Source organism: Chloroflexota bacterium, from assembly GCA_015478725.1.
Classification (GTDB): Bacteria; Chloroflexota; Limnocylindria; order Limnocylindrales; family CSP1-4; genus C-114.
In genome coordinates this window covers 1-25788 of the sequence record JADMIG010000001.1, presented here as the reverse complement: position 1 = coordinate 25788, position 25788 = coordinate 1, and the positions used below count along the sequence as shown (strand labels likewise).

Sequence of the window (25788 nt, the reverse complement as noted above, 5' to 3'; positions counted from 1 at the left end):
CGCCCGCCTGGGGAAAATCTGTCAGGGATGCCGGGCGGAACGCGGTGCCGGGGCAGAACGCGGTGCCGGGTGCCGGGCGCGACGCCTCTGCCGGGCGCGACGCGGTGCGGTGCGGTGCAACGCGCGACCGGTCATGGAATCGAACGACCCGGGCGGCTGACTGACCCGGGTCGTTGGTTCGCGAGGGCGGACCGGCAGGTTTGCCGGTCCGGAGAGAGGAGTCTGGACTAGTTGCCGCGCATGCTCCGGAAGCAGTCGCTGCAATACACGGGCTTGCCGCTCGTGGGGCGGAACGGCACCTGGGCCTCGCGGCCGCAGTTGCTGCAGGTCGCGGCGAACATCTCGCGGGGGCCGCGGTCGTATCCGCCGCCACCACCGCCGCCGCCGCTGCTGCTGTACCCACTACCGCTGCTGTACCCACCACCGCTGCTGTACCCACTACCGCCGCCCGTGGTGGTACCGCGCGAAGCCTTGCGGCTCGCTCGACAGCTCGGACAGCGGCGAGGCTCGGTGAACCCGCGCTGTGCGTAGAAGTCCTGCTCACTCGCGGTGAACACGAACTGCTGACCGCAATCTGCGCAGGCCAGGGTCTTGTCGTTGTACACGGAATCGAAACTCCTCTCGGGTAGCCCGCGCGATCCGTCGTGATCCCGCGTCAGCCGAGAGGAGTCCGAGTCGGTCGGTCAAGCTACGTTATGTCTGCCACGGCTCCCCGTGGCGTTTACTCGCGGGACTATAGGCCCCCTGTCAAGCGCTGTACAGGGGGCCCGTCGTTGGTCCGTGAATCGGACCGTTCCGACCGATCGGTGACGCCGTCCGCCTCCCGACTGGACCCGAGGTCCGAACGGCGCGCCGGCTGTGCGACGGGGTCGCCGACGCGACGGCGACCCCGTCGCCTCGTCCATGGTGTCACACAGTCGTCACCGCCTCGTCATGGGGCGCCGGTAGGGTCGGGCGCCTCAGGAAGCAGCAGCGAGGTCGACCCGATGACAGCCACCATCCGTTCCCCGCGATCCGGAGCCGTTGCAGCCGCCCTCGCAGCGGTCCTTATCGTCGGCTCCTGCACGAGCGCCGCCAGTCCATCCGCCTCCGCCCCTCCATCGGGCAGTCCGGATGCGATGGCCAGCCATGAGGCGATGGCCAGCCACGAACCGATGGCAAGCCACGAGGCGATGGCCAGCCACGAGGCGATGGGATCCGGCAGTCCCGAGGCGATGGGATCCGGCAGTCCCGAGGCCGTCGCCCCCGGCGCGCCCGCGGGCTCCACGTCGGTGGCGAGCGGCTCGTTCCATCGAGTCGACGCCGATGCGACGGGGAACGTCATCCTCCGCCACCTGGCCGACGGCAGCTTCACGGTGGTCTTCGAGGACCTCTCGACCGGGAGTGCCGCGAACATCCACGTCCTGCTCGTCACGGCCAGGGACGTCACCCGGGACGCCGACGTCGTCCCGACGTCCGCCATCGATCTCGGTCCGCTCATCGGCACGACGGGGATGCAGGACTACGCGGTCCCCGCGGCGATGTCGGCGGACGCCATGCGATACCACACGGTCGTCCTCTGGGATACGCAGATGGCCCACGCGGTGGCGGCGGCACCCCTCAGCGGCGGGTGACCGTCTCCGCCGACCGAACGCGACGCCTCGGCAGCGAACGGCGCTCAGGCCACCGGCGGGCGGCGGGCGAGTCGAACGAGCAGGCCCACCGTCCCGACGACGATCACGACGATCGCCAGCGGCGTTCTGAACACGACATCCTGGCCGGCCGTCGGCAGGATGCCGGTGAGGAAGGCCGCTCCGAGCACGACCGCCACGACGAGCCCGGCGACGGTGAGCACCTCGCGCCAGCCGGGCGTTCGACCCACGCCGGTGCCAACCGGGTCCGCCGCCGCGGGACCGCCGTCCGGGCGCGGTTCAACCACGATCCGCCTCGGCCGGGATGCCGATCGGGGCGACCAGCACCCGGCCGGCGAACGTCGCACCCCGGCGCGTCCGGAGTCCGACCTTCGGGCGGTGGAAGGTCACCGTGACATCGGCGCGGACGACCGGGTCGGAGATCTCGCCGCTCGTCAGATCGATCGCCGTCGGCGTATCGACGGCCACGACGGGCACGCCTGCCTCGCGGGCCCGTCGGATGAGCTCGACGCCCGAGCGGATCGGTTCGCGAAGAGCGCCGCGGACCCCGGTCCCGAGCAGTGCATCGACGACGATCGCCACGTTCTCGATACCCTGACCGAGGATCGCGAGATCGCGCGCGACCGGCGCGTGGATCCGCTCGACGTTCGGCTCGCCGGCGAGGCGATCCCAGTTCGGGCCGCTCGCGCGGCCGGCTGGACGTCCCTCCGAGGCCACGAAGACCACGACGACACGCGCACCGAGGCGGCCGAGCCGGCGCGATGCGACGAACCCGTCGCCGCCGTTGTTGCCGGGCCCGCAGAGGACGAGGATGGGGCCGCTGCCCCAGCGTTCGGTCCGCTCGGCGAAGGCGCGGGTGACCGCCGCGACGGCCGTGCCCGCGTGCTCCATGAGGGTGGACCCGGGCATGCCGAGCGCCTGCGCCCGACGGTCGGCGCCGGTCATCGCCTCGGCGCTCATCGGTGACCGGTGCATCGCCTCCGTCCAGCGGGCAGCGAGTCCCGGGAGGTCGAGTTCGAAGAGCGTCGGATCATCGCCCGGCAGGGGCAGCGCACGGTCCACGGTGGGAGGGCGAACGGACGACGCACGCTCGACGATCGGTTCGGCGACGCGGATCGGGCGGCGGGGGGTCGTCGCGCGAGGCACGCCCGCAAGCGTAGCCGTTTCCGGGTGCAGCACGCACCGAGAAGCCGACTGGCCGAACGAGCCGAGGAACCGACGAGCCGAGCAACCGAGCGACCGTCAGGCGCGCAGGCGAAACAGGTCGCCGTCGACCTCGATGAATCCTTCGGCGGCGAGCCCGGCGAGGGCGCGAATCACCGCGGCGCTGTCGTGATCGCCGATCGGACCGTCGAACACCACCCACGATCCGGGTGCCGCCTCCCGGGCACGGGCGACGAGCCGGCCGCGGAGCCAGCGGTTGGTCCGCCGGAACGGGACCGCCGCGGATCGCGCCGAGGAGCGCGTCGCGGAGCCATCCGCGCCGCCGACCGGACGACGCGACGGTTCGTCGCCCATCGTCCCGCGCGAGACGCATCCTGCCGCCACCGGACACCGATCGCACGCCGGATGGCGCCGGACGCAGATCGTGGCCGCCAGGTCCATCACCGCGTGGACCCAGACGGCAGGACCGGACGCAGACGTGCCGATGAGCCGGTCCGCCGCGTCCTGGACCGCACGCGCACCGCTCAGGCCGGTGAACCGGCTTACGACCCGGCGCACGTTGACGTCGACCGGCGCGACGGGCATGCCGAAGGCGCTCGCGGCGACGGCCCGGGCGGTGTACGGCCCCACGCCCGGCAGGGCCTGGAGCGCTCCGATGTCGGACGGCACGACCCCACCGTGCTCTGCCACGATCCGTCGCGCGGCGTCACGGAGCGCGAGCGCGCGGCGGTTGTAGCCGAGGCCGGCCCACGCCGCGAGGAGATCCGGCGTCGAGGCGGCGGCGAGGGCGGCCGGCGTCGGCCAGCGATCGATGAATCGCCGCCAGAACGGACCGACCCGGGCGATCTGCGTCTGCTGCGACATCGTCTCCGCGACGAGGACCGCCCACGGATCGGCCGTCGCGCGCACCTCGAGGGTCCGTCCCTCCCGGCGATACCAGTCGCCGAGGTCCCCGGCGAACCGTCGGAGTGCCGCGCGGTCCGCTAGCATCCGTGGACGATGACGCTCCCCGACCCGACCGACTTCCTCGACATCGACCGGCTCCTGAGCGGCGAGGAACGCCTCATCCGCGACACCGTGCGGAGCTGGGTCGCGGACAACGTGAGCCCTCGCATCGAGGACTGGTACGAGCGCGGCGAGTTCCCTCGCGAGCTGTTCCCCGCGCTCGGTGAGCTCGGTCTCCTCGGAATGCATCTCAGTGGCTACGGCTGCGCGGGCGCGAGCGCCGTCTCGTACGGTCTCGCCTGCCTCGAGCTCGAAGCCGGTGACTCCGGCTTCCGCAGCGCGGTGAGCGTCCAGGGATCGCTCTCGATGTTCCCGATCTGGCGCTACGGCTCGGACGCACAGAAGGACGAGTGGCTGCCGCGGATGGCACGGGGCGAGGCGATCGGCTGCTTCGGGCTCACCGAGCCGGACTTCGGCTCCGATCCCGGATCCATGCGGACGACGGCCCGCCGCGACGGCCCGGGCGACCATGCCGACTGGATCCTGTCCGGCGCGAAGATGTGGATCACGAACGGCGGGATCGCGGACGTCGCGGTGGTCTGGGCCCGGACGGAGGACGACATCCGCGGCTTCGTCGTGCCGCGCGGCACGTCCGGCTTCGACACTCGCGACATGCACCGAAAGCTCTCCCTCCGGGCGTCTGTCACGTCCGAGCTCCTGTTCGACGAGTGCCGCCTTCCGGCGAGCGCGGTCCTGCCCGGCGTGCGCGGGCTCAAGGGTCCGCTGAGCTGCCTCACGGAGGCCCGCTATGGGATCGTCTGGGGCGCCATGGGGGCCGCCCGAGCGTGCTTCGAGGCGGCCGTCCACTACTCGCGGACGCGGGTCCAGTTCGGCCGGCCGATCGGCGGCTTCCAGCTCACGCAGCGCAAGCTCGCCGACATGCTCCTGGAGCTCGAGAAGGGAACGCTTCTCGCGCTCCACCTCGGGCGCCTCAAGGACGAGGGGCGGATCCGCCCCGACCAGGTGAGCCTCGGCAAGCTCAACAACGTCCGCGAAGCGCTGGCGATCGCCCGCGAGGCCCGCACGATCCTCGGCGCCAACGGCATCACCCTCGAGTACCCGATCCTCCGCCACGCCGCGAACCTCGAATCCGTGCTCACGTACGAGGGCACGTCCGAGATCCACCAGCTCGTCCTCGGCAAGGCGCTCACCGGCCTCGACGCCTTCTCCTGAGGCGACCGCGCCGCAGCGGCGCTCGGGCCAGTCCCGGCACTCCCGGCAGTCCCGCCACTCCCGTCGGGCTCAGAGCTTGACCATGACGTGCTTGACGACCGTGTAGTCCTCGATCGCGTACATGCTCTGGTCCTTGCCGTAGCCGGACTCCCGGAAGCCGCCGTGCGGCATCTCCGAGACGAGCATGAAGTGGTCGTTGATCCAGACGGTCCCAAACTGGATCGCCTTCGCCACCCGCATCGCCTTGCCGACATCGCCAGACCAGACCGAGGCGGCGAGACCGAAGCGGACGTCGTTCGCCCAGGCGATCGCCTGGTCCTCGTCCTTGAAGCGCTGGACCGTGACGACTGGCCCGAAGACCTCGTCCTGGACGATCTCGCTGCGCTGATCCGGACCGGCGATGACCGTCGGCTCATAGAACGAGCCCGCGCGCTCCGGTCGATGGCCGCCGGTGACGATCTCCGCCGAGGCCTGCGCCCGCTCGACCATCCCCGACACCTTGTCCGCCTGGGCGGGCGCGATGAGCGAGCCCATCTCGATCTCGTCGCCCTCCGCGGGGTCGCCCCACCTGATCGCCTTCACCTGGCTGGCGAGGTCGGCGACGAAGCGCTCGTAGATCTTCGGCCCGGCGATGATGCGGCAGGCAGCCGTGCAGTCCTGGCCGCTGTTCCAGTAGCCCCACAGCTTGATGGCCTCGGTGACGGCGTCGAGATCCGCGTCGTCGAAGACGATGACCGGCGCCTTGCCGCCGAGCTCGAGATGGAGCCGCTTCACCCGCTCCGCCGCCACCCGCGCGATGTGCTTGCCGGTGTCCGTGTCCCCGGTGACCGAGATCATGCCGACCTTCGGGTGGCCGACGAGCGCGTCGCCGATGGCGGCGCCGGTGCCGGTGATGACGTTGAGGACGCCGGGCGGGAGGACCTCCGCAGCGATCTCGGCGAGGACGAGGGCCGTGAGCGGGGTCCGGGCGGACGGCTTGAGGACGACCGTGTTGCCGGCCGCGAGGGCGGGCCCGATCTTCCAGCCGGCCATCATGAGCGGGTAGTTCCACGGTGCGATGGAGGCGACGACGCCGACCGGCTCGCGGCGGATCATCGAGGTGTGGCCGGCCATGTACTCGTTGGCCGCCTTGCCCTCCATGACCCGCGCCGCACCGGCGAAGAAGCGCAGGTTGTCGACGACGACGGGGATCTCTTCGATCGCCGCGCCGACCGGCTTGCCGGCGTTCCTGGACTCGAGCCGGCCGAGCTCGTCCGCTCGCGCCTCGATGCCGTCCGCGAGCTTGAGCAGGGCGAGGCTCCGCTCCTGCGGGGTCGTGTGCTGCCAGGTCTCGAACGCCTTCGCCGCGGCCGTGGCCGCGCGATCGACGTCCTCCGACCCGGAGGCCGGGACCCTCGCGATGACCTGGCCGTCGGCCGGGTTCTCGACGGCCAGCGTCTCGCCGCCCGCACTGTCCACCCATCCGCCGTCGATGAACTGCTGGTACGTCCTGATCCGCTCGAGCGTCTCGGTCACGGGGCCCTCCGGTGGTTCTCGGACGGCGTCGCGGTGCGGCGGTCCGGCAGCGGCGTCGTCCCGATCTGATGGAGCGTCGGGAAGGCCTCCATTGTGCATCGGGACGTCCAGCGAGTCTCACGCTGCGCCTCGCGGCTTCGCACCACCGCCGGCCCGATCGCATCGATCCGCCCTTGTCGATCGCAACCTTCGTGCGTCCGAGATGACTCCGGGGCGACGTCCGTACTCCCGCCCCCGGTCGGCGAGCATGGGCCCGCTGACGACCGGCACCGGCTGCGGTGCACAGTGGAGGAGGATCCCCGATGACGGCCGCCACTTCCGGCGAGATGAAGAAGACCCTCTCGCTGACCGGACTGACGATCAACGCGATGGCGCTCATCGCGCCCGGCGCGTTCCTGTGGACGACGTTCCAGGCGCAGGTCGTCCAGACGAACGGCGGTTCCACCACCGCCAACGACATGGTCCCGGGCCTCCTCTTCGTCCTCATCCTCGCCTTTCTCACGGCGTACTCGTACGCCGAGCTGGCGAACCTCTATCCGGACGCCGGCGCCGGATCGTCGTACTACTTCGCCGAGGCCGCCTTCCTCGACCGGGAGAAACAGGCCCACTACCAGTTCGCGCGGCTCGCGAAGTTCATCGTCGGCTGGGTGTCGCACCTCTACTACTGGATCTATCCCGGGATCATGGTCGCGTTCACCGGGACGCTCGCCGTCTACATCCTCGGCATCGTGGGCGTGACCCTCAGCACCCCGCTCGAGATCGGGGCGGTCGTCATCTTCTCGGCGGCCACCGGCTACATCGCCTTCCGCGGGATCTCGGGCTCGACGATGACCGCCATCGTGATCAACGTCATCCAGCTCACCGCCCTCGTCGGCTTCTCCATCCTCGCCATCGTCTTCCGGCTTACCCACCCGGAGCTGCAGTACGCCCACAGCGGCCTCACCTCCGTCGTCCTGCCGCACAGCATGACGAACGTGCTGTTCCAGGGAACGATCGCGATCCTCCTTCTCGTCGGCTTCGAATCCGTGACGGCGCTCGGGGCCGAGGCGATCAACCCGAAGCGCGACGTCCGGCGGGCGATCCTCCTGTCGCTCGCCATCCAGGGCGCTGTGGCCTACGTCATCGAGTACGTGGCGGCGAACTTCTTCGTCAACAACGGGGTCACCGCGACCGTCACCGACGCCGCCGGCAACACCTCCACCGTGTCCGGCTATGCGGCCGCGGCCGCCTCGGGAGCGCCGATCGGCGACATGATCAGGTTCATCGGCGACACGATGCTCGGCGGGACGGGCTCCATCCTCGCCCTCATCCTGGCCGCGACCGTCCTCGTCGCCCTCATCGGGACGACCCTCGCCTGCCTCAACACCGGCGTCCGGATCACCTACGTCATGGGTCGCGACAAGGAGGTCCCCGGGGTCCTCGGTGCACTCCACGGCAAGTACGCCACGCCCCATTACGGCGTCCTCGCCCTCGCCATCCTCTCCGCGGTCCTCGGTGCCTACGGCGTCCTCAGCGCGGACAACCTCCTCCAGATCACCCTCGCCTCGAATACCGGAACGTTCCTCGTGTACGGGATGACGAACCTCATCGTCATCGTCGCCTTCGCCGGACGGCCCGGCCGGAGCCTCCTCAAGCACATCGTCATCCCGGTCATCGGGGCACTGGCGAACGCCGCGATGCTCGGGGCCGTCATCTTCGAGAGCGTCTCGGCGGGCGGCTCCACCCAGAGCGACACCATCATCGCCCTCGGGGTCGTCGTGGTCTGGGTCGTGGCGGGCATCGTCTGGCTCTTCGCCGGATCGGCGGCTCGAAGAAGGAGCGTCCTCGTGACCGCGAAGTCGAGCACCTGATCGGCAGCGGCCGGGCCGCCCGACCCATGACCCGAACCCGGGTCGAGCCTGCGGCGGGTCCGTGACGCCGATCCCGGGATCCCTGCCAGGCGATCCGACGAGCGCCGTCGAGGCGGCGCTCGTCGTCGTGCACGGCGCGATGTCGACGACGGGGCCCGTGCGGGAGCGCAATGAGGACCATCTCGGCTGGGGCCGCCTTGCGGCGCCGGCGTCCGGCGTCATCATCGGGAGCCGGACGGACCTCGCCCCGATCCCGCTGATCAGCGCCGTCGACGGTCCGGTGGAGGCCTGGGGTCCGGTCGGCGGGATGAGCGCCGAAGCGGACGATTCCGGCGTCGTCTTCGCCGTCGCGGACGGTCTCGGCGGCCATGGCGGGGGCGACGTGGCGAGCCGGATCGCGATCGGCGAACTGCTCGACCGCTTCGGCGCATCGACGGACGCGGGATCGCGGGGTGCGCCGCTCCTGCGGTCCGGCTTCAACGCGGCGAATCAGCGGGTCTTCGATGCGGCCCTGTCCGGGGAGGGGGCGCGCCGGATGCAGACGACCCTCACGGCACTCCTCCTCGTCCCGGGCGAGGCGCACATCGGCCACGTTGGCGACAGCCGGATCTACCGGGCGCGCGGCGATATGCTCGACCTCCTCACGACGGACCATACCCAGGTCATGGAGATGCTCCGCATGCGCCTCATCCGAGCGGACCAGGCGGCCGATCACCCGGCCCGCCACGCCCTCACCCGGTCGCTCGGCGCGGAGATCACGGTCCGCACGGACGTAAGGATGGAGTCGCTCGCGGATGGCGACACGTTCCTCCTCTGCTCCGACGGTCTGTGGAGCAAGGTGGACGCGAGCGAGATCCGGCAGGCACTGCGCGGCGACGTGCGGTCCGGATGCGAGCGGCTGGTCCTGCTGGCCATCGAGCGCGGCGGCGAGGACAACGCCACGGCCGTGACGGTCCGCGTGGAGCGCGCCGGCCACCCGGCGGACCGTCCCCGCGGCTGGCGGCGGTTCCTTCCCTCATGACGGCGCAGGAGCTCACGGCCGGTTCGGACCTCGACGGGTTCACGATCGTCGAGGCGATCGGCCATGGCGCCTTCAGCGACGTCTTCCTGGCCACAGATCCGGCCGGCCGGCGCGTTGTCATGAAGTGCCCGCACGAGGCGATCCTCGCCGACGTCAACTCGTTCGACCGCTTCCGCCGCGAGATGCAGATCGCCAGGACGCTCGACCACCCCGGGATCCAGCGCTCGCTCGATGTCGGCGGCGACCGCAGCCGGCCGTATCTCGTCCTCGAGTACGTGGCGGGCGAGACCCTGCGGGCGCTGCTCGCCCACGAGCAACGACTGGAGCTCGATCGGGCCATCGATCTCGCCCGCCAGCTCGCGGCGGCGATGGCCTACGCCCACGGCCGATCCGTCTACCACCGCGACCTCAAGCCGGAGAACCTCCTCGTCACGCCGGACGGCCGGCTCGTCGTCACCGACTTCGGGATCGCGCTCATGGCCGGCGCCCGGCGGCTCACCTACCGCTGGTTCACGTCCACGGTGGGGACACCGGACTACATGGCACCCGAACAGGTCCAGGGCAAGCGCGGGGACGCCCGCACGGACGTCTACGCGATCGGGGTCATCCTCTACGAGATGCTCGCCGGGAGCGTCCCGTGGGAGGGCGACAATCCGCTGTCGGTCATGAGCCAGCACCTGAGCGCGGCCGTCCCGCCGCTCCACGCCATCAACCCGGCCGTGCCGGCCCCGATCGAGGGGATCGTCCGGAAGTGTCTGCGCAAGGATCCGGACGAGCGATACCGCGACGCCGGCGCCCTTCTCCACGACCTCGAGACGTGGCACGACCTGGACATCTCGCGGTTCGTCTTCGCGGACGAGGCGCCGCTGCGCCCGGAGAGCAAAGGTCGGCTGTGGCTCCTCGTGGCGGGGATCAGCATCGGCTTCCTCGCCGCCAGCGTCGTCCTCGTCGTCGGGTTCTACCTCCTCACCCACCGGATCGGCTGAACGCCGGGAGATCGATCATCGTGTCCAGACGCGCCATCTCGCACCGCCCGTCGCGGGTCGACGTCAAGGAACTCCTCCGCCGCTCCGCCCAGGCCGGCGCCGAGCAGGCCGAGCTGCAGTTCGCCGACATCAGCGGGGCGCTGCGGAGCGTCTTCGTGCCCGTCCGCCGGCTCGACGAGGTCCTCGACGGCGGCGAGTGGTTCGACGGCTCGGCGATCGAGGGCGCCACGCGCGAGCTCGAGTCGGACATGTACCTGCGGCCGGACCTGACGACGTTCAGCCTCGCCTCGTCGTCCGTGGACCCGATCTGTGCGCGGTTCATCTGCGACGTCGTGACCCCGGACGGCGAGCGCTACGCGGGCGACAGCCGCGGCGTGCTGCGGGCCGTCCTCGACCAGGCGCGCGACGGAGGGCTCGACTACTGGGTCGCCCCCGAGGTCGAGTTCTTCCTCTTCCCGGCGGATGCCGCGGGGCCGAGCCCGGGGGGCGGCGAGGCGAGCGGCTACTTCGAGCGCAGCCGCGGCCGATCGCGCCAGGTGGAGCTTCGCATCGTCTCGACCCTCGAACGGATGGGGATCCGGATCCGGTCGAGCCACCACGAGGTGGCGACCGGCCAGTTCGAGCTGGACCTGCCGTTCCGCGACGCCCTGCGGACCGCCGACGCGCTCGCGACGCTCAAGCCGGCGGTCAAGGAGATCGCGGCCTCCGCGGGACTGCGGGCGAGCTTCATGCCGAAGCCGGTGGCCGATGCGGCAGGCTCGGGCATGCACACGCACCAGGTCGCCCTCCTCCACGACGGCACGAACGCGTTCCACGACCCGGGCGAGGCGTACGGGCTGTCCGCCATCGGGCGGCGGTTCGCCGCGGGACAGCTCCATCACGCTCCGGGCATGGCGGCGCTCCTCGCCCCGCTCGTCAACTCGTACAAGCGGCTCGTCCCGGGCTACGAGGCCCCGGTGGCGGGGAGCTGGGGTCGCCACAACCGGTCGGCGCTCATCCGGGTGCCGACACTCGCTCCGGAGTCGGCGACGTCGCTCGACGACGCCGGCACCCGCCTCGAGCTCCGACTGCCGGATCCGTCGTGCAATCCGTACCTTGCGTTCGCGGCGATGCTCACCGCCGGCCTCGACGGACTCGAGTCGGAGCTCGAGCTCGGCCCGCCGATGGAGGAGCTCGACCACGGATTCCAGGGCGGACCGAAGCAGTCCGTCCCCGCCCTTCCGACCTCGCTCGGGGAGGCGCTCGTCGCCCTCGAGGACGACGACGTCATCGCCGCCGCGCTCGGGAGCGGCCTCGTCGAGCTGTTCATCGCGGCGAAGACCGCGGAATGGGAGCGCTACCGTCGCCAGGTCACGCCCTGGGAGATCGAGGCGTACCTCGACCAGTACTGAGCGAGCGCGGCGTGGCGGGCCTCGTGGCGGGCCTGGGCGGGCGGGGGGGCGGTGGCGGGCCGTGGCGCGGGAGCGGCGGGCGTCACCTACGCGTGCGGTGCGTGGTATGCGCGACTCGGCAGCCCGTCCGCGTCACCTACGCGTGCGGTGCGTGGTATGCGCGACTTGGCAGCCCATCCGCGAACGTTGGGACCCCGATCACGCTCGATCCCGGCTGCCGGAGCCTTCGCCGGCTCTGGCTGCTGAGCCTACGACGCACCTGGTGCGTACGCGAGGCGGCCCGAGCCCTCCTCCCCGGCGCTGAGGTTGCAGGCGCCGCACCCCACGCGGCGGCCCTCGCACGCTCGCCGCGCCAGATCACCGGACCCGCCACCTACCCCGACGCGCGCCGCCAGCGTGGTGCCCACGGAACCACGAGCCGCTCGATCGCGACGACCACCGCGAACGCCGCGACCGAGACGGCGAGGACGATGAGCACGGCACCGAACACGAGGTCCACCCGGAAGGCCTTCTGGCTCGTGAGGATCCAGATGCCGAGACCGTCGAAGGAACCGACGTACTCGGCATAGACCGCGCCGAGGACCGCGTAGGTGACCGCGATCCGGAGCCCCGTGAAGAACGAGGGCAGGGCCGCCGGCCACCGGGCGAGCCAGAGGGCCTGGCGCCGGGACGCGCCGTACGTTCGAAGGAGGTCGGTCGCCTCCGGAGCGACCCCGGCGAAGCCGTCCAGCAGTCCCACGACGATCGGAAAGAACGTCAGCAGCACGATGACGATGACCTTCGGCAGCAGTCCGAAACCGAACCACAGGACGAGGATCGGGGCGACGACGAGGATCGGCAGGGCCTGGCTGCCGACAAGGAACGGGTAGACCGAGCGACGCACGGCCGGGATGAGATCCATGACCACAGCGGCAACGACCGCGAGGGCGAGCGATGCGCCGAACCCGACGACCGCCTCCCCCAGGGTGACGATCGTGTTCTGGATCGCCGCGTCACGCTGATCCCACAGGGCGCCGACGACCGCCGACGGGGCCGGCAGGATGACGAACGACGAGGCATCGCCGAGCGACCGCGCGTACGCCTCCCAGGCCGCCACGACCGCGATGGCGAGGGCGACCGGGACCACTCGCCTCATCAGGGGAGGAACTCGTTCGTGAACAGCGACGCGTAATCCGGCGGCGACGTCAGCGGCTTGCCCGCCGCGTCGGTCAGGAGCCCATGGTCATAGAGGAACTTCGAGTACGCCGTCCACTGGGCGAGCGTCTGCGTCCCGACGTTCCCGCTTGCGTCCACGTAGTACCTGCCCTGGGCGAGGTAGCGCGCCGAATCGAGCGGCAGCCGCTTGTTCGCGTCGAAGATGCCGGGGTTCTGGGCGATGAGGATCGCCGCTGCGTCGTCCGGGTTCGTCGCCGCGTACTGGAAGCCGCGGACCGTCGCCCCCACGAACCGGCGGGCGACGTCCGGGTGCGCCGCGAGCCAGCTGTCGGAACAGGCGAGGACCACCTGGTAGAAGTCGGGGAAGCCGTAGTCGGTGAACTGGAAGTAGCGGAGCGCGATCCCCTTCTCCTTCGCCTCGACGCCCTCCCAGGCGGTGAACGGGATCGTGAAGTCCGCCTGATGCGAGTAGAGCGCCTGGTACGCCGTGCTGTCCGCGGTGACGACCTTGAAATCGCCCTTCCCGCCGTCCGCCTTGATGACCGCCTTGAGTGTCGGGACCTCACTCGGATAGCCGAATCCGGCGTAGACCTTGCCGTCGAGCTGGCGAGGCCGGGTGATCCCCGAACTGGCGAGGACCGCGATCGCCGAGGCGTCGTGTTGGAGGATCGCCATGACGCTCCTGACCCGAACGCCGGCCGCGACGGCGAACGTGAGCGAGTCCTGGAAGCTGATGCCGCAGTCCGCCTGGCCGCTGCCCATGAGCGTCTCCGGCGCCGCCGTGCCGTACGGGATGAACTTCACGTCGATCGCCGCGTCGTGGTACCAGCCCTTCGCGATGGCGACATAGAACCCGGTGTGATCCGTGTTCGGCGTCCAGTCGAGGGCAAGCGTGACCGTGTCCGGATGGGCCACGTCCGGGGTCGGCGATGCGGTGGCCGGCGCGGAAGCAGACACCGGCGCCGATGCCGAAGGCGCCACCGATGCCGCTGTCCCGGACGACGTGGTCCCGCTCGGCCCAGCGCCGGGGGTCGAGGCGATCGGCGCGGCCGTCGTGCAGGCGCCCACCGCCACGACGAGGGCGGCCAGGAGGCCCGGCAGCCTGGATCGGACGGCGTGTCGGACGGCATGGCGCATGTCGATGATCGATGCCACGGTGGTCGAGACCTCCAGCCTGCCAGATGCGGTCCGCCCGGGAGACGATGGGGCGACCTCATGACGAGGCGGGCCTGCTTCCTTCGCTGGTACGAGCCAGATCAGGTTCGGCGGGTCTGTGGCGAGAGCCACACTCTCAGCGCGTTCGCGCTCCCCGGAGGCGGTCTTCTGTTGTGGCGGCAGTCTATACCCGAGCGCCGCTACCATCCAACGCGTGACTGAACCTGCCAACCCGTGACCGAACCTGCCGCCGCCGCCGACGCACGACTCCCGGCCCATCTCCGCGGCTGGGTGGAGATCGGCGACCGGGTCTTCGTCCGCCGCTATCGGTTCGTCGACCAGAACATCGGCGTCGTGCTCGGCGACGGCGAGACCCTCGTCGTCGACAGTCGCTCGAGCCCCCGCCAGGCGGCCGAACTCATCGGCCACATCCGCGAGCTGCGGGCGGGCGCGGCCGACCGCCTGACCGTGGTGAACACGCACGGCCACTGGGATCACGCGTTCGGCAATCGCGCTTTCCGGCCGGCGGCGATCTGGGGCCACGAGCGGTGCGCGACGATGATCGAGGTGACCGGCGAGCTCCAGCGGGCGTCGATCCGGGAGGAGATGCCGGAGTACGACGAGGAGTTCGCGGAGGTCGAGCTCGATCCGCCGGACCGGACCTTCGCCACCGAGACCACCATCGCGGTCGGAGGTCGACCGGTCGACTTCCGGTATCTCGGTCGGGCCCACACGGACAACGACATCGCGATCGTGGTGCCGGACGCCGGCGTCGTCCTCGCCGGCGACCTCCTCGAGAACGGGGCGACACCGTATTTCGGCGACGGCTGGCCGATGGACTGGCCGGACACCGCGGACCGGCTCGTCGCCCTCGTCCCGGCGGACGGGACCGTCGTGCCCGGCCACGGCGACCACGCGGGGCGGGCCTTCGCCCTCGATCAGGCTCGCGCCATCCGAACGCTCACGGAGCTCGCGACGCGGATCTGGCGCGATGAGCTGAGCCTCGACGAAGCGATCGCCCGGTCGCCATTCCCATCCGCCGACTCCCGGGAGCCACTCGAGCGCGCCGTTGCCCAGCTCCGCGGGGAGATCGTCGCGGCGTACTGACGGGACGTCGCGGCGTACTGACGGGCTCGCTACTCCCCGAGCCGGACGATCCAGCGCCCCTCCGCCGCACCGGCGAGGATCCCGTCCAGGGCCGGCTCGAGCGTGTCGAGGCCCACCTCCGTCGCACGTTGGTCCAGGCGACTGGGTCGCAGATCCGTGGCGAGACGCTCCCACAGGTCCCGCCGCTCCCGGATCGGCAGCCAGGCCGAATCCATCCCGAGCAGGGCGACGCCACGGAGGATGAACGGCAGGACCGTGGTCGCGAGCGCCGGACCGGACGCGTTCCCGCAGGCGGCCACGGCGGCCCCGCGACGAAGGGTCCGGAGGATGTACGGGAGCGCCGCGGCTCCGACACTGTCGATGGCCCCCGCCCACCGTTCGTGCTCGAGCGGGCGGCCCTCCACCGCCACCTCGTCCCGCGACAGGAAGCCTGCGGCGCCGAGCCCGGCGAGCCAATCCCGGGCCGCCTCCTTGCCCGTCACCGCCCAGACCTCGTAGCCGCGATCGGCGAGGATCGCGACGGCGGTGCTGCCGACGCCACCGGTCGCACCCGTGACGAGAACGGGGCCGGCGGCCGGCGTGAGCCCGCGCGACTCGAGCGCCTGGACGGACAGCGCGGCGGTGAAGCCGGCGGTGCCGATCGCCATCGCGTCCCGTGCGGTGAGCGCGGCCGGCAGCGGAACGATCCAGGCGGCCGGGACTCGGGCGTACTCGGCGAAGCCGCCGTGCTGCGCGACGCCGAGGTCGTGGCCATGGACGACGACGGCATCGCCGGCGTGGATGGCCGGATCGTCGCTGGCGACCACCGCGCCGGCCAGGTCGATGCCAGGGACGAGCGGACTGATCCGGGCGACCCGTCCGGCGGACGTGGCCGCCAGCCCGTCCTTGTAGTTGACGCTCGACCACGCGACCCGGATCGTCACCTCGCCCGGCGGCAGGTCCGCGGCGGCGAACTCGCGCACCCCGCGCGTCACCGGACCGTCGAGTCGCTCACCGGCGTGCTCCACCACATAGGCGCGGAAGGTCGGCCGTACGGTCTCGGGGGTCATCCTCGCATCCTACCCGGCACGGCGTGGCGACGCGGCACGCCGGCCCCGCGACCGACTCCGAACCGCGACTTGACGAACTCGCGCCACTCCCCCACTATCCGCCCCAACGTGACTCACACCTGCGTCTCCTGGTCGATGTGTATGCGCTGGCGGCCCCGCCGTGCGGAGGATGGGGTCTGAGGTCACGCGCAACCTGATCGAAGGAGTGCAGCGGGACCACAGACGAGGTCCCGGGGCCGCGGATCCATCAGATGGATCGCGGTCCTTTTCTTTTTCCTCCGACCAACACGACGGGTAGCCGCCGAAGCCACCGGGCTCGCAGCCAGCGAGCCGCCGCCCTCCCAGGGCCGGGACTTCGCGAACCGACGACTCATCCAACCGGCGCCGTCCGCCACGGCGCACCACGCCGGACACCCGTCACCGGAGGACACCACCACCATGGCCGAACTCGATCCCGAGACCCAGGCGACGCTTCGCCCCGAGTCGCTCGCCCTCCACGCCGGCCAGAAGCCGGACCCGACCACGGGCGCGCGCGCCGTCCCGATCTACGCCACCACGAGCTACGTCTTCAACGACGCCGCCCACGCGGCCCGCCTCTTCGGGCTCCAGGAATTCGGCAACATCTACACCCGGATCATGAACCCGACCACCGGCGTCTTCGAGGAGCGCGTCGCCGCGCTCGAAGGCGGCGTCGGCGCCCTCGGCCTCGCGTCCGGCCAGGCCGCCGAGACTCTCACGATCCTCAACCTCGCCCGGGCCGGCGACAACATCGTCAGCAGCTCCAGCCTCTACGGCGGGACGTACAACCTCTTCAACTACACCCTGCCGAAGCTCGGCATCACCACCCGCTTCGTGGACGGGACGCGGCCGGAGACGTTCGGCCCGGCGATCGACAAGAACACCAAGGCCGTCTACCTCGAAACGATCGGCAACCCGCGGCTTGACATCCACGATCTCGCCCAGATCGCCGACATCGCCCACGCCCACGGCGTGCCGCTCGTCGTGGACAACACGTTCGCACCGCTCCTCTCCCGGCCCATCGACCACGGCGCGGACATCGTCATCCACAGCGCGACGAAGTGGATCGGCGGCCACGGCACCGCGATCGGCGGCGTCGTCGTGGACGGCGGGAAGTTCGACTGGGCGGCGAGCGAGCGCTTCCGCGCCGACTTCGTCGACCCGGACCCGAGCTACCACGGGGTGAGCTACACCGGCGCCTTCGGCCCGGCCGCCTTCATCATCAAGCTCCGCGTCCAGGGCCTTCGCGACCTCGGCCCGGCCCTCAGCCCGTTCAACTCGTTCCTCTTCCTCCAGGGCCTCGAGACGCTCCCGCTGCGGATCGCCCGCCACAGTGAGAACGCCCTCGCGGTCGCTCGCTGGCTCGAGCGCAACGATCAGGTCACCTGGGTGAGCTACCCGGGACTCGAGAGCCACGCCTCGCACGGCCTCGCGAAGAAGTACCTGAGCGGCGGCTTCGGCGGCATCGTCACCTTCGGCATCAAGGGCGGCGTGGACGCCGGCCGGCGGCTCATCGACGCGGTCAAGGTCTTCAGCCTCCTCGCGAACGTCGGCGACGCGAAGTCGCTCATCATCCATCCCGCCTCCACGACCCACTCGCAGCTCGCCGAGGCCGAGCAGATCGCGACTGGCGTCACGCCGGACCTCATCCGCCTGTCCGTCGGCCTCGAGCACGTCGACGATCTCACCGCCGATCTCGATCAGGCGATCCGGGTCGCGACGCAGCCGAACCCGCAAGGCGACCTCGTCGGGGCGGCCGCATGACGATCCCCCTCCCCACGGAGGCGGCGCCGGTCCGACAACCGGCGTCGCCTCCCACGCCCCCGTCGGCCGCAGAAATGAGCCCAGACCACGCGGCCGGGCCGCCCCTCGGGACCGGTCGGGTCGAGGAGCTCGCCCTCGGCCCGTTCACCCTCGAATCCGGCGTCACCCTGCCGGCCCTGACCGTCGCCTTCCGCCACGACGGACCCGGTCCGGCGGAGGCAGCCCAGGTGCTCGTCGTCCACGCTCTCACCGGCTCGGCGGACGCGGCCGGCGACTGGTGGGCGCCGCTCATCGGCCCCGGAAAGGCCTTCGACACGACCCGCGTCGGCGTCCTCTGCGCGAACCTCCTCGGCGGCCGCTACGGGACCACCGGCCCCACCTCCATCGATCCGGCGACCGGCGCCGAGTACGGATCGGACTTCCCGATCGTCACCACCCGCGACCAGGCCCGGGCGCAGTGGCAGCTCCTCGATGCCCTCGGGATCGGCGAGCTGGCCCTCGTCACCGGCGGGTCCCTCGGCGGCATGGTGGCGCTCGAGGTGGCGCTCGAGCGTCCCGACGCGGTGCGCCACGTCCTGCCGATCGCCGCGCCCTCGGCCACCGGACCCCTTGCGATGGCCTGGAACCATCTCCAGGCGACGCTCATCGATCGACTCGGCGACGACGGCCTCGCCCTCGCCCGCCAGCTCGCGATGACCACCTATCGCTCCGAGGCGGATTTCGCCGAGCGATTCGGTCGCCAGCTGGAGCCGGACGGCCGGCCGGCCATCGTCAGCTATCTCGACTACCAGGGGGGCAAGCTCGTCGACCGCTTCGACGGTGCCACATATCGAGTCCTCGCTCGGGCGATGGACCACCACGACATCGGCCGCGGACGCGACGGCACCGACGCGGCGCTCGCGATCCTCGCCGCCGCCGGGACCCGCCTCACCGGCCTCGGCATCCAGGGCGACATCCTCTACGGCCAGGCCCAGGTGCACGCCCTCGTGGATGATGCTGCGGCGGCCGGGGTGGTCGCCGCCTACCGCGAACTCCACTCATCCAAAGGCCACGATGCGTTCCTCGTCGAGTGGCCGCAGCTCACCGAGGTGCTTCGGGAGGCGCTCGAGGACCGATCCGATCGAGCCTGAAGGTCGTCCCGCCGACCCGGCCGAAGCCGGCCCTGCGGTATCATCCGCGGGCGTCACTGGCGAGTGGCCAAGCGGTAAGGCGCCTGACTCTGGATCAGGAGATCGAAGGTTCGAATCCTTCCTCGCCAGCCAAACCGCCGTGCCGTTCGCGGACTGGGCGAAGACCGCACGATCGAGCATCCCGCGCCGAGCCGGAGCTGCGGGCCTGGATGCGTCCAGTCCAAGCGCAGCTCGCGCAGGCGCCGGGCGACGTCTTCGATCGTGTTCGTGAACGGCGGCAGCCGTGACGGATCCAGCCACGACCCCATCGTCTCGTCCCAGGCCCGCGCGATGGCCTCGAGGTTCAGCTGCCACAGGCCGGACCGCCAGCTGCGGTGGCGCGTCAGCGCCAGCTTCGCGTCGACCGCACGGCGCAGATCAGCCGGATCGAGGTACCAGCCCGACTCGATCAGATACAGCCGGAGGTCGAAGAGGTCCCGGGGTTGGGCGCGCTGCACGAGGGCGCGGAGCTTTTCGGCGACCAGCTCCACCTCGGCCACGGCGAGCACCGAGAACGGTGCGATGCCAAGCTCGGAGACGTCGAAGAGCGCGTCACGCACCGCGAAGACGAGATCCTCGCGGACGCTCACCTCGAGCCTGGCGGTGCCGGCATCGGTGAGCGAGTCGAAGCGGAAGTGGACGATCAGCCCGCCCGGCGTGCGCTCGGGCTCGCCGTCGAGGCGCACGTTGAACGCGCGACCGGCGCGCCGCAGGTCGGCGATCACCCGCTCCGGGTCGATGCGGCGCTGGCGGCCCGTCGTCGCGTCGATATCCGCCGATGACCGCGGAGAGCGCAGCTCGCCCGCCATCAGGATGCCGCCCTTGAGCGCAACGCGATGGATGAAGCTCGCTGGCTCGACGGCGAGGCGCTCGAGGATGGCGAGCAGGACGAGGCAGGTCTCCTCGTTCTGGAAGCGACGCATCGCTGCCGCATCGCTCGCCTCGCGGGCGGCCTGATAGTCGGCCGCGATCGATTCGCGCCGGCGTGCCTCAGCCATACACCCGCCAGCGGGTGGAGTACGGACCGCGACGCGTGTCTCTTGGCCGCAGGCGGACGGCGCGCAGCGGCCGCAGTTCCGCGAGCAGCTTCGGCGGTTGACGTCCGGCCTCCTCGAGCAGGTACCCGAGGCGTTGGGCGGCGGCGGTCGAACGGGCCAGTGCACCGACCGCCGTTCGCTCCAGCTCATCGTCGGCGAAGACGGCCAACACCTCCGCAAGCAGGTCGCCATGCATCATCCAGGCGGGCTCGGCTACGGCGTCGATGACCGCCTGCTCGCGACTCGCCAGCCGGACGGTGAAGCCGTCGGCGGTCGTCGCGTAGGCGTCGGCGGCTTGGAGCCGGTCCACGCTGACGGTCACCGGCCCTACGACGGCTCGCCCGATGTCGATCGCCCGCCGGGTGCCGGACAGCACGACGGTGATGGTCCGGATCGGCTGATCGATGAGGCCGTGGAAGATAAGCGCAGCGTCGGTCGTCACGTAGTGCGGCACCTCGGCGAACAGCGCGCTGGCGATCGCGATGGCCGGAGTCTCGCGCACCGGGTCGACGACGACGTAGAGGCCGCGTCCCACGCGCCGCAGGCGCCCGGCTCTGGCGAGCCGGCGCATGCACTCATCCGGCGCGTAGCCGGGCGGTACGACCTCGGCCCGGGCATGGCGCCACGCAGCCGACCGCAGGTCGACGACGGCCAGCCGATGGCGCAGGTACCAATCGGGAAGATCGGAGCAACTCAAGGTGTCACCTGATGGCTCAGACCCTACATTATTGTGTGGTTCGAGTCAATGGACGACACCGCCGCCGGCTAGGTGCTCGGGCGAGTCTCCGTGCCCACGTCCGCCTCGCGCCGAACCGATCGCGTTACGTGTCCACGCCTTGCTCAAGTCAGAGAACTGAACCGTTCTGGGTTTCGTGGCACCGCAGCGTGAGGTGCCGCGGCCCACAGCTCGGACAACGCTTCCGCCTGCTCGAGGACGAGTTGCGCCGCCTTCTCCTGCTTGTCGGGCGGGTAGCCGTGCTTGCGCAGGATCCGCTTCACGAGGACGCGTAGCTGAGCACGCACGTTCTCCCGTACGGTCCAGTCGATCGTCACATTGGCGCGCACCTGCTCGGTCAGCTCCCGGGCGATCGCCAGTAGCTCGGGTTCGCCGAGCACGGCGACGGCGCTGTCGTTCGTGCCGAGCGCGTCGTAGAAGGCGAGCTCATCCTCGGTCAGTCCCAGCGCCTCGCCGCGGGCGTTCGCCGCACGCAGGTCCTTGGCAAGCGCGATCAGCTCCTCGATGACCTGTGCCGTCTCGATCGCGCGGTTCTGGTAGCGGCGGAGCGCCTGCTCGAGGAGGTCCGCGAAGGACCGTGCTTGCACGACATTCCGCCGCCCTCGCGCCTTGATCTCGCCGGCGAGCAGCTTGCGGAGGAGCTCGACCGCGACGTTGCGCTGCGGGAGCCCCCGGACTTCGGCGAGGAACTCGTCGGAGAGGATCGAGATGTCGGGCTTCCGCAGGCCAGCAGCGGCGAAGATGTCGACGACCTCGTCGGACGCGACCGAGCGGCTGATGATCTGGCGGATCGCGTGGTCGAGCTCCTCATCACTCCGGCGCTCGGTGGCGATGCCCTTCGCGAGGACGGCGCGGACGGCCTGGAAGAAGCCGACGTCGTCGCGGATCTCGAGCGCCTCGTCCGCCGGCACGGCAAGGGCGAATGCGGCCGAGAGCTCGGTGACCGACTGGAGCAGACGAGCCTTACCGTCCACCTGGGCGAGGATGTGCTCCTGCGCGAGGGTCAACAGTGAAAGTCGCTGTTCCGCGGTCCCGGTCACCCACTTCGAGTGATCGAAGCCGTAGAAGAGCCCGCAGCAGACCTCGTACTTCTCGAGCATTAGCGCGACCGCCTCGCGCTGGTCGATCGCCGTCCGCCCGGTTCCACCGCTCTCGGTGTAGATCGCGAGCGCCTTGCGCAGTTCGTCGGCGAGCCCGAGGTAATCGACGACGAGGCCGCCGGGCTTGTCACGGAAGACCCGGTTCACCCGGGCGATCGCCTGCATGAGGCCGTGGCCGCGCATCGGCTTGTCGAGGTACATCGTGTGGAGCGAGGGCGCGTCGAACCCGGTGAGCCACATGTCCCGGACGATGACCATCCGGAACGGGTCAGTCGGGTCACGGAACCGTGTGGCGAGCGCCTCCCGGCGGCCCTTGTTGCGGATGTGCGGCTGCCAATCGAGCGGATCGGTCGCCGAGCCGGTCATCACGACCTTGAGCGCGCCACCGGCATCGTCATCGAAGACCCAGTCCGGACGCAGCAGCGCGATCTCGCGGTACAGGTCGACCGCGATCCGCCGACTCATCGCGACGACCATCGCCTTGCCGTCCATCGCCGCGAGACGGTCCTCAAAGTGCGCGACGAGATCCCGCGCGACAAGGCGCAGGCGGTGCTCGGAGCCGACGAGCGCCTCGAGTTGCGCCCAGCGCGTCTTGAGCTGCTCCTTGCGGTCGACCTCCTCGCCCTCGGTCACTTCCTCGAAAGCGGGGTCGATCCGCGGGCGCTCGTCCTCGCGCAGGGTGATCTTCGCGAGCCGGCCTTCGTAGAAGATCGGGACGGTCGCTCCGTCGCGGACCGCGCGCTCGATGTCGTAGATGCTGATGTAGTCGCCGAACACCGAGCGCGTGTTCGCGTCGGCGAGCTCGATCGGCGTGCCAGTGAAGCCGATGAACGACGCTCCGGGCAGCGCGTCACGGAGGTGGCGGGCGAAGCCGTCGATGAAATCGTACTGGCTCCGGTGCGCCTCGTCGGCGATCACCACGATGTTGCGGCGATCAGACAGCACCGGGTGGGTGTCGCCCTTCTCGTCGGGGAAGAACTTCTGGATCGTGCTGAAGACAACGCCGCCCGAGCCTACCGCGAGCTTCTCACGCAGATCGGCCCGGTCGACGGCCTGAACGGGATCCTGGCGGAGCAGGTCGCGGCAGCGGGAGAACGTCCCGAAGAGCTGGTCGTCGAGGTCGTTGCGATCCGTCAGCACGACGACCGTCGGGTTCGCCATCGCGGGTTCGAGGATGATCCGGCCCGCGTAGAAGGCCATCGTGAGGCTCTTGCCAGAACCCTGGGTGTGCCAGATGACCCCGACGCGTCGATCGCCGGCATCGCCGCCTGACTGTGGGTTGCTCTCGTATCGGCCCGGCCGTTCGGCGGCTCTCGCGTGCGCCTGCCCGGCCGGTGCACCCGCCCGAAGCGTCTCCTCGACCGCGGCATTGACGGCATGGAACTGGTGGTAGCCGGCGATCTTCTTCGCGAGCACGCCGCCGACCGCGTCCTCGAACACGATGAAGTGGCGGACGAGATCGAGGAACCGGCGATGCTCGAAGACGCCCTCGATGAGCACTCGCAGCTCTGGCAGGTTGGCCGGGGCGTCGCCATCGCCGTCGATCGTCCGCCACGGCTTGAACCACTCCCGGCCGGCGCCGAGCGCGCCGATCCGCGCCTGCGTGCCGTCCGACACGACGAGCACCGCGTTCGTCCCGAACAACGCCGGGATCTGGGCCTCGTACGTGCCGAGCTGGTTGAACGCCGTCCAGATCGTCGCCGCCTCGTCGGCCGGGTTCTTCAACTCGATGACGGCGAGCGGCAGCCCGTTCACGAACAGCACGACATCGGGACGACGTTCGTGGCCCGCCTCGACGACGGTGAACTGGTTGACCGCCAGCCAGTCGTTAGCGGCCGGCCGGTCGAAGTCGATGACGCGGGCCTGCGCGCCGGCGATCGAGCCATCAGGACGGCGGTGCTCGACCGTCACGCCATCGACAAGCATCCGGTGGAGCGCGCGGTTCCGCTCGAGCTGCGTTGGCAGGGCGACCCGAGTCAGCTTGCGGAACGCCTCGTCGATCGCCTCCGGAGGCAAGCCAGGGTTGAGACGCGTGAGTGAGCGCCTGAGTCGTGCCTCGAGGATGACGTCGCGGTAGCCCGGATCGGACCGCTCAGCCCCGGGCGTGCCGACTGCGATCTCCGGCCCGTGGAGCACGGACCAGCCAAGCGCGCCGAGCCACGTGAGTGTCGCCTCCTCGACGATCGACTCGGTGAACGAAGAGCCGGTCACGCGAGCACCCAGTGGCTCGCCGGCTGTGCAAGGAATTCCTCGACGGCGATGCCGTCCCCGCCCACGAGGAGCGTCCGTCCGGGCTGGAACGCGGCCGCGAAGGCGGACAGGCCCGGCAGCATCTCGGGCGTTCGCCCGCTCTTCACCTCGATGGCCGTCAGGTGCTTCCCCGACCGAACGACGAAGTCCACCTCCCGATTGCGCTCGCGCCAGTGGAAGAGCTCGAACTCGCCGGATGCCGCCGCATTCGCCAGGTGCGCACCGACGGCCGACTCCACGAGCCGTCCCCAGAAGGCCGGGTCCGCGCGTGCGGCCTCGGGCGGCAGGCCGGACGGCGCGGTCAGCAGTGCGGTGTTGAGTACCTGCAGCTTGGGGCTCGATCCGCGCTGGCGAACGACCTGACCCGCGAACTTCGGGAGCCCCTGGATCAGGCCGGCGCCGGCGAGGAGGTCCAGGTAGTGGGCGAGCGTCGTGGTGTTGCCGGCGTCCTGGAGCTGCCCGAGCATCTTCGTGTACGAGAGCACTTGCCCGGAGTATCTCGAGCCCAGCTCGAACATCCGCCGCAGGAGCGCGGGCTTGTCCACGCGCGTGAGCAGGAGCACGTCGCGCGAGATCGTCGTCTCGATGAGGGAGTCGAGGACGTACCGCCTCCACCGCGCCGGGTCGCCCGCGAGCGGTGCCGCACCCGGATACCCGCCAAAGTACAGGTACTCGTCGAGCGAGAAGCCGAACGCCTCCCGCATTTCGCCGAACGCCCAGTGCGACAGGCGCAGCACCTCGAACCGGCCGGCGAGGCTCTCGGACAGCCCGCGCTGGATGAGGAGCGGCGCGGACCCCAGGAGCACGACCGCGAGTGAACGCCGCGCCCGCGTGTCTTCGTCCCACAGTCGCTTCACGGCCTCCGACCAGTGCGGGATCTTCTGGACCTCGTCGAGCGCGAGGATTGCCGGGCCGCCGCCGGCCTCCAGCCGAGCCGCCTCCCACTGCTGGGCGATCCAGTCCGCGCCGCGCAGGGTGGGCTCGTCCGCGCTCGCGTAGCGCACCGGCACGTCCATGCGCTCGAGCACCTGCTGCACGAGCGTCGTCTTGCCAACCTGCCGCGGCCCCGCGACGACCTGGATGAAGCGCCGCGGGTCCCGCAGTCGAGCCTCCAGCACGGCGGCGGGCGCCCGCTCGAACCGGGAGCCCGACGGATTACTCGACATGGTGAGTAATCTTACTCAGGGTGTCGAGGAGCGTGGCGCGGTCAGTGACCGAAGATCAGGACACGAAGTGCTGTCCTGACGAGAATCGCATTTCCCAGCCGCCAACCCTCAACGTCCAGCTGCCGGGCCCAACTCATAGTAGGTGTTCTGCTTGCTCGTCCCGCGCTGGGCCAGCAGCCCGTGGCGCACCATCCGGCGGAGGATGTGTCGCATCGCCATGATGTCCTCGACTCCCAGCAAGCGCCTCGCTTCGCCGTTCGTGATGCGGCCGTAGCGACGGACGTGGCCAATGTGCGTATTCCGCTGAATCCGATCACCCATTCCGGGGTTTTCGATCACCCTCGGT

The 25788-nt window shown here is 70.7% G+C and carries 21 protein-coding genes, 1 tRNA gene and 1 riboswitch; of the genes, 11 read left to right on the top strand and 11 right to left on the bottom strand.

Annotated features, from left to right (window positions below):
• Positions 1–227: 227 nt before the first annotated feature.
• Positions 228–605, bottom strand: a complete 378-nt coding sequence (locus IVW53_00110) for a zinc-ribbon domain containing protein (GenBank protein ID MBF6603975.1) — start codon at positions 603–605, stop codon at positions 228–230.
• Between the two features lie 381 nt (positions 606–986).
• Here IVW53_00110 and IVW53_00105 point away from each other — a divergent pair, with 381 nt between their 5' ends.
• Positions 987–1613 (top strand): DM13 domain-containing protein, encoded by a 627-nt coding sequence (locus IVW53_00105; protein ID MBF6603974.1) that lies wholly within the window; start codon positions 987–989, stop codon positions 1611–1613.
• Positions 1614–1657: 44 nt separating this feature from the next.
• On the opposite strand, the gene IVW53_00100 is transcribed toward IVW53_00105, so the two are convergent.
• The 3 genes from IVW53_00100 to IVW53_00090 form a co-directional block, all read right to left on the bottom strand.
• On the bottom strand, positions 1658–1918 hold the full coding sequence (locus tag IVW53_00100) for a hypothetical protein (protein MBF6603973.1): 261 nt from the start codon (positions 1916–1918) through the stop codon (positions 1658–1660).
• A complete protein-coding gene (locus IVW53_00095; protein MBF6603972.1) occupies positions 1911–2777 on the bottom strand; it encodes an NAD(P)H-hydrate epimerase in 867 nt (288 codons plus the stop codon). The genes IVW53_00100 and IVW53_00095 overlap by 8 nt, the downstream gene beginning before the upstream one ends.
• Positions 2778–2873: 96 nt before the next feature.
• The gene (locus IVW53_00090; protein MBF6603971.1) at positions 2874–3785 is read right to left on the bottom strand and encodes an A/G-specific adenine glycosylase; all 912 of its coding nucleotides are present in this window, start codon (positions 3783–3785) and stop codon (positions 2874–2876) included.
• Between the two features lie 9 nt (positions 3786–3794).
• Here IVW53_00090 and IVW53_00085 point away from each other — a divergent pair, with 9 nt between their 5' ends.
• Positions 3795–4973 (top strand): acyl-CoA dehydrogenase family protein, encoded by a 1179-nt coding sequence (locus tag IVW53_00085; protein MBF6603970.1) that lies wholly within the window; start codon positions 3795–3797, stop codon positions 4971–4973.
• A gap of 69 nt (positions 4974–5042) precedes the next feature.
• Here IVW53_00085 and IVW53_00080 read toward each other — a convergent pair whose 3' ends face one another.
• Complete coding sequence (locus IVW53_00080) at positions 5043–6587, bottom strand: gamma-aminobutyraldehyde dehydrogenase (GenBank protein ID MBF6603969.1); 1545 nt, start codon at positions 6585–6587, stop codon at positions 5043–5045.
• Between the two features lie 203 nt (positions 6588–6790).
• Between IVW53_00080 and IVW53_00075 the strand changes: the two genes are divergently transcribed.
• From IVW53_00075 to IVW53_00060, 4 genes are all read left to right on the top strand, one after another.
• Complete coding sequence (locus IVW53_00075) at positions 6791–8338, top strand: APC family permease (GenBank protein ID MBF6603968.1); 1548 nt, start codon at positions 6791–6793, stop codon at positions 8336–8338.
• Between the two features lie 61 nt (positions 8339–8399).
• Entirely contained in the window at positions 8400–9359 is a 960-nt protein-coding gene (locus IVW53_00070; GenBank protein ID MBF6603967.1) for a serine/threonine-protein phosphatase, read from the top strand.
• Positions 9356–10345, top strand: a complete 990-nt coding sequence (locus IVW53_00065) for a serine/threonine protein kinase (GenBank protein ID MBF6603966.1) — start codon at positions 9356–9358, stop codon at positions 10343–10345. The genes IVW53_00070 and IVW53_00065 overlap by 4 nt, the downstream gene beginning before the upstream one ends.
• 35 nt (positions 10346–10380) lie before the next feature.
• Positions 10381–11736, top strand: a complete 1356-nt coding sequence (locus IVW53_00060) for a glutamine synthetase (protein MBF6603965.1) — start codon at positions 10381–10383, stop codon at positions 11734–11736.
• A 373-nt stretch (positions 11737–12109) separates the two neighbouring features.
• On the opposite strand, the gene IVW53_00055 is transcribed toward IVW53_00060, so the two are convergent.
• Together IVW53_00055 and IVW53_00050 are read right to left on the bottom strand one after the other, a co-directional pair.
• Complete coding sequence (locus tag IVW53_00055) at positions 12110–12871, bottom strand: ABC transporter permease (GenBank protein ID MBF6603964.1); 762 nt, start codon at positions 12869–12871, stop codon at positions 12110–12112.
• On the bottom strand, positions 12871–14028 hold the full coding sequence (locus tag IVW53_00050; protein MBF6603963.1) for an ABC transporter substrate-binding protein: 1158 nt from the start codon (positions 14026–14028) through the stop codon (positions 12871–12873). The genes IVW53_00055 and IVW53_00050 overlap by 1 nt, the downstream gene beginning before the upstream one ends.
• A 78-nt stretch (positions 14029–14106) precedes the next feature.
• Positions 14107–14213, bottom strand: a riboswitch (TPP riboswitch).
• Between the two features lie 67 nt (positions 14214–14280).
• On the opposite strand from IVW53_00050, the gene IVW53_00045 reads away from it, so the two are divergent.
• Complete coding sequence (locus IVW53_00045) at positions 14281–15153, top strand: MBL fold metallo-hydrolase (protein MBF6603962.1); 873 nt, start codon at positions 14281–14283, stop codon at positions 15151–15153.
• A 29-nt stretch (positions 15154–15182) separates the two neighbouring features.
• Here the strand turns inward: IVW53_00045 and IVW53_00040 are convergent, their stop codons facing one another.
• Positions 15183–16202 (bottom strand): acryloyl-CoA reductase, encoded by a 1020-nt coding sequence (locus IVW53_00040; GenBank protein ID MBF6603961.1) that lies wholly within the window; start codon positions 16200–16202, stop codon positions 15183–15185.
• Positions 16203–16640: 438 nt separating this feature from the next.
• Between IVW53_00040 and IVW53_00035 the strand changes: the two genes are divergently transcribed.
• The 4 genes from IVW53_00035 (at position 16641) to IVW53_00020 (ending at position 19935) form a co-directional block, all read left to right on the top strand.
• Positions 16641–17984 carry an O-acetylhomoserine aminocarboxypropyltransferase/cysteine synthase gene (locus IVW53_00035; protein ID MBF6603960.1) on the top strand — a complete coding sequence of 448 codons (1344 nt, stop codon included), beginning with the start codon at positions 16641–16643 and terminating at the stop codon, positions 17982–17984.
• Between the two features lie 74 nt (positions 17985–18058).
• A complete protein-coding gene (metX, locus tag IVW53_00030; protein ID MBF6603959.1) occupies positions 18059–19114 on the top strand; it encodes a homoserine O-acetyltransferase in 1056 nt (351 codons plus the stop codon).
• 57 nt (positions 19115–19171) lie between these two features.
• Positions 19172–19246, top strand: a tRNA-Gln gene (locus tag IVW53_00025).
• Between the two features lie 242 nt (positions 19247–19488).
• Positions 19489–19935, top strand: coding sequence for a hypothetical protein (locus tag IVW53_00020; GenBank protein ID MBF6603958.1), 447 nt, complete (start codon positions 19489–19491; stop codon positions 19933–19935).
• Positions 19936–20143: 208 nt separating this feature from the next.
• On the opposite strand, the gene IVW53_00015 is transcribed toward IVW53_00020, so the two are convergent.
• The 3 genes from IVW53_00015 to IVW53_00005 form a co-directional block, all read right to left on the bottom strand.
• On the bottom strand, positions 20144–20887 hold the full coding sequence (locus tag IVW53_00015) for a hypothetical protein (protein MBF6603957.1): 744 nt from the start codon (positions 20885–20887) through the stop codon (positions 20144–20146).
• A 143-nt stretch (positions 20888–21030) separates the two neighbouring features.
• Positions 21031–24237, bottom strand: coding sequence for a type I restriction endonuclease subunit R (locus tag IVW53_00010; protein MBF6603956.1), 3207 nt, complete (start codon positions 24235–24237; stop codon positions 21031–21033).
• The gene (locus IVW53_00005) at positions 24234–25442 is read right to left on the bottom strand and encodes an ATP-binding protein (protein ID MBF6603955.1); all 1209 of its coding nucleotides are present in this window, start codon (positions 25440–25442) and stop codon (positions 24234–24236) included. The genes IVW53_00010 and IVW53_00005 overlap by 4 nt, the downstream gene beginning before the upstream one ends.
• Between the last annotated feature and the right edge of the window lie 346 nt (positions 25443–25788).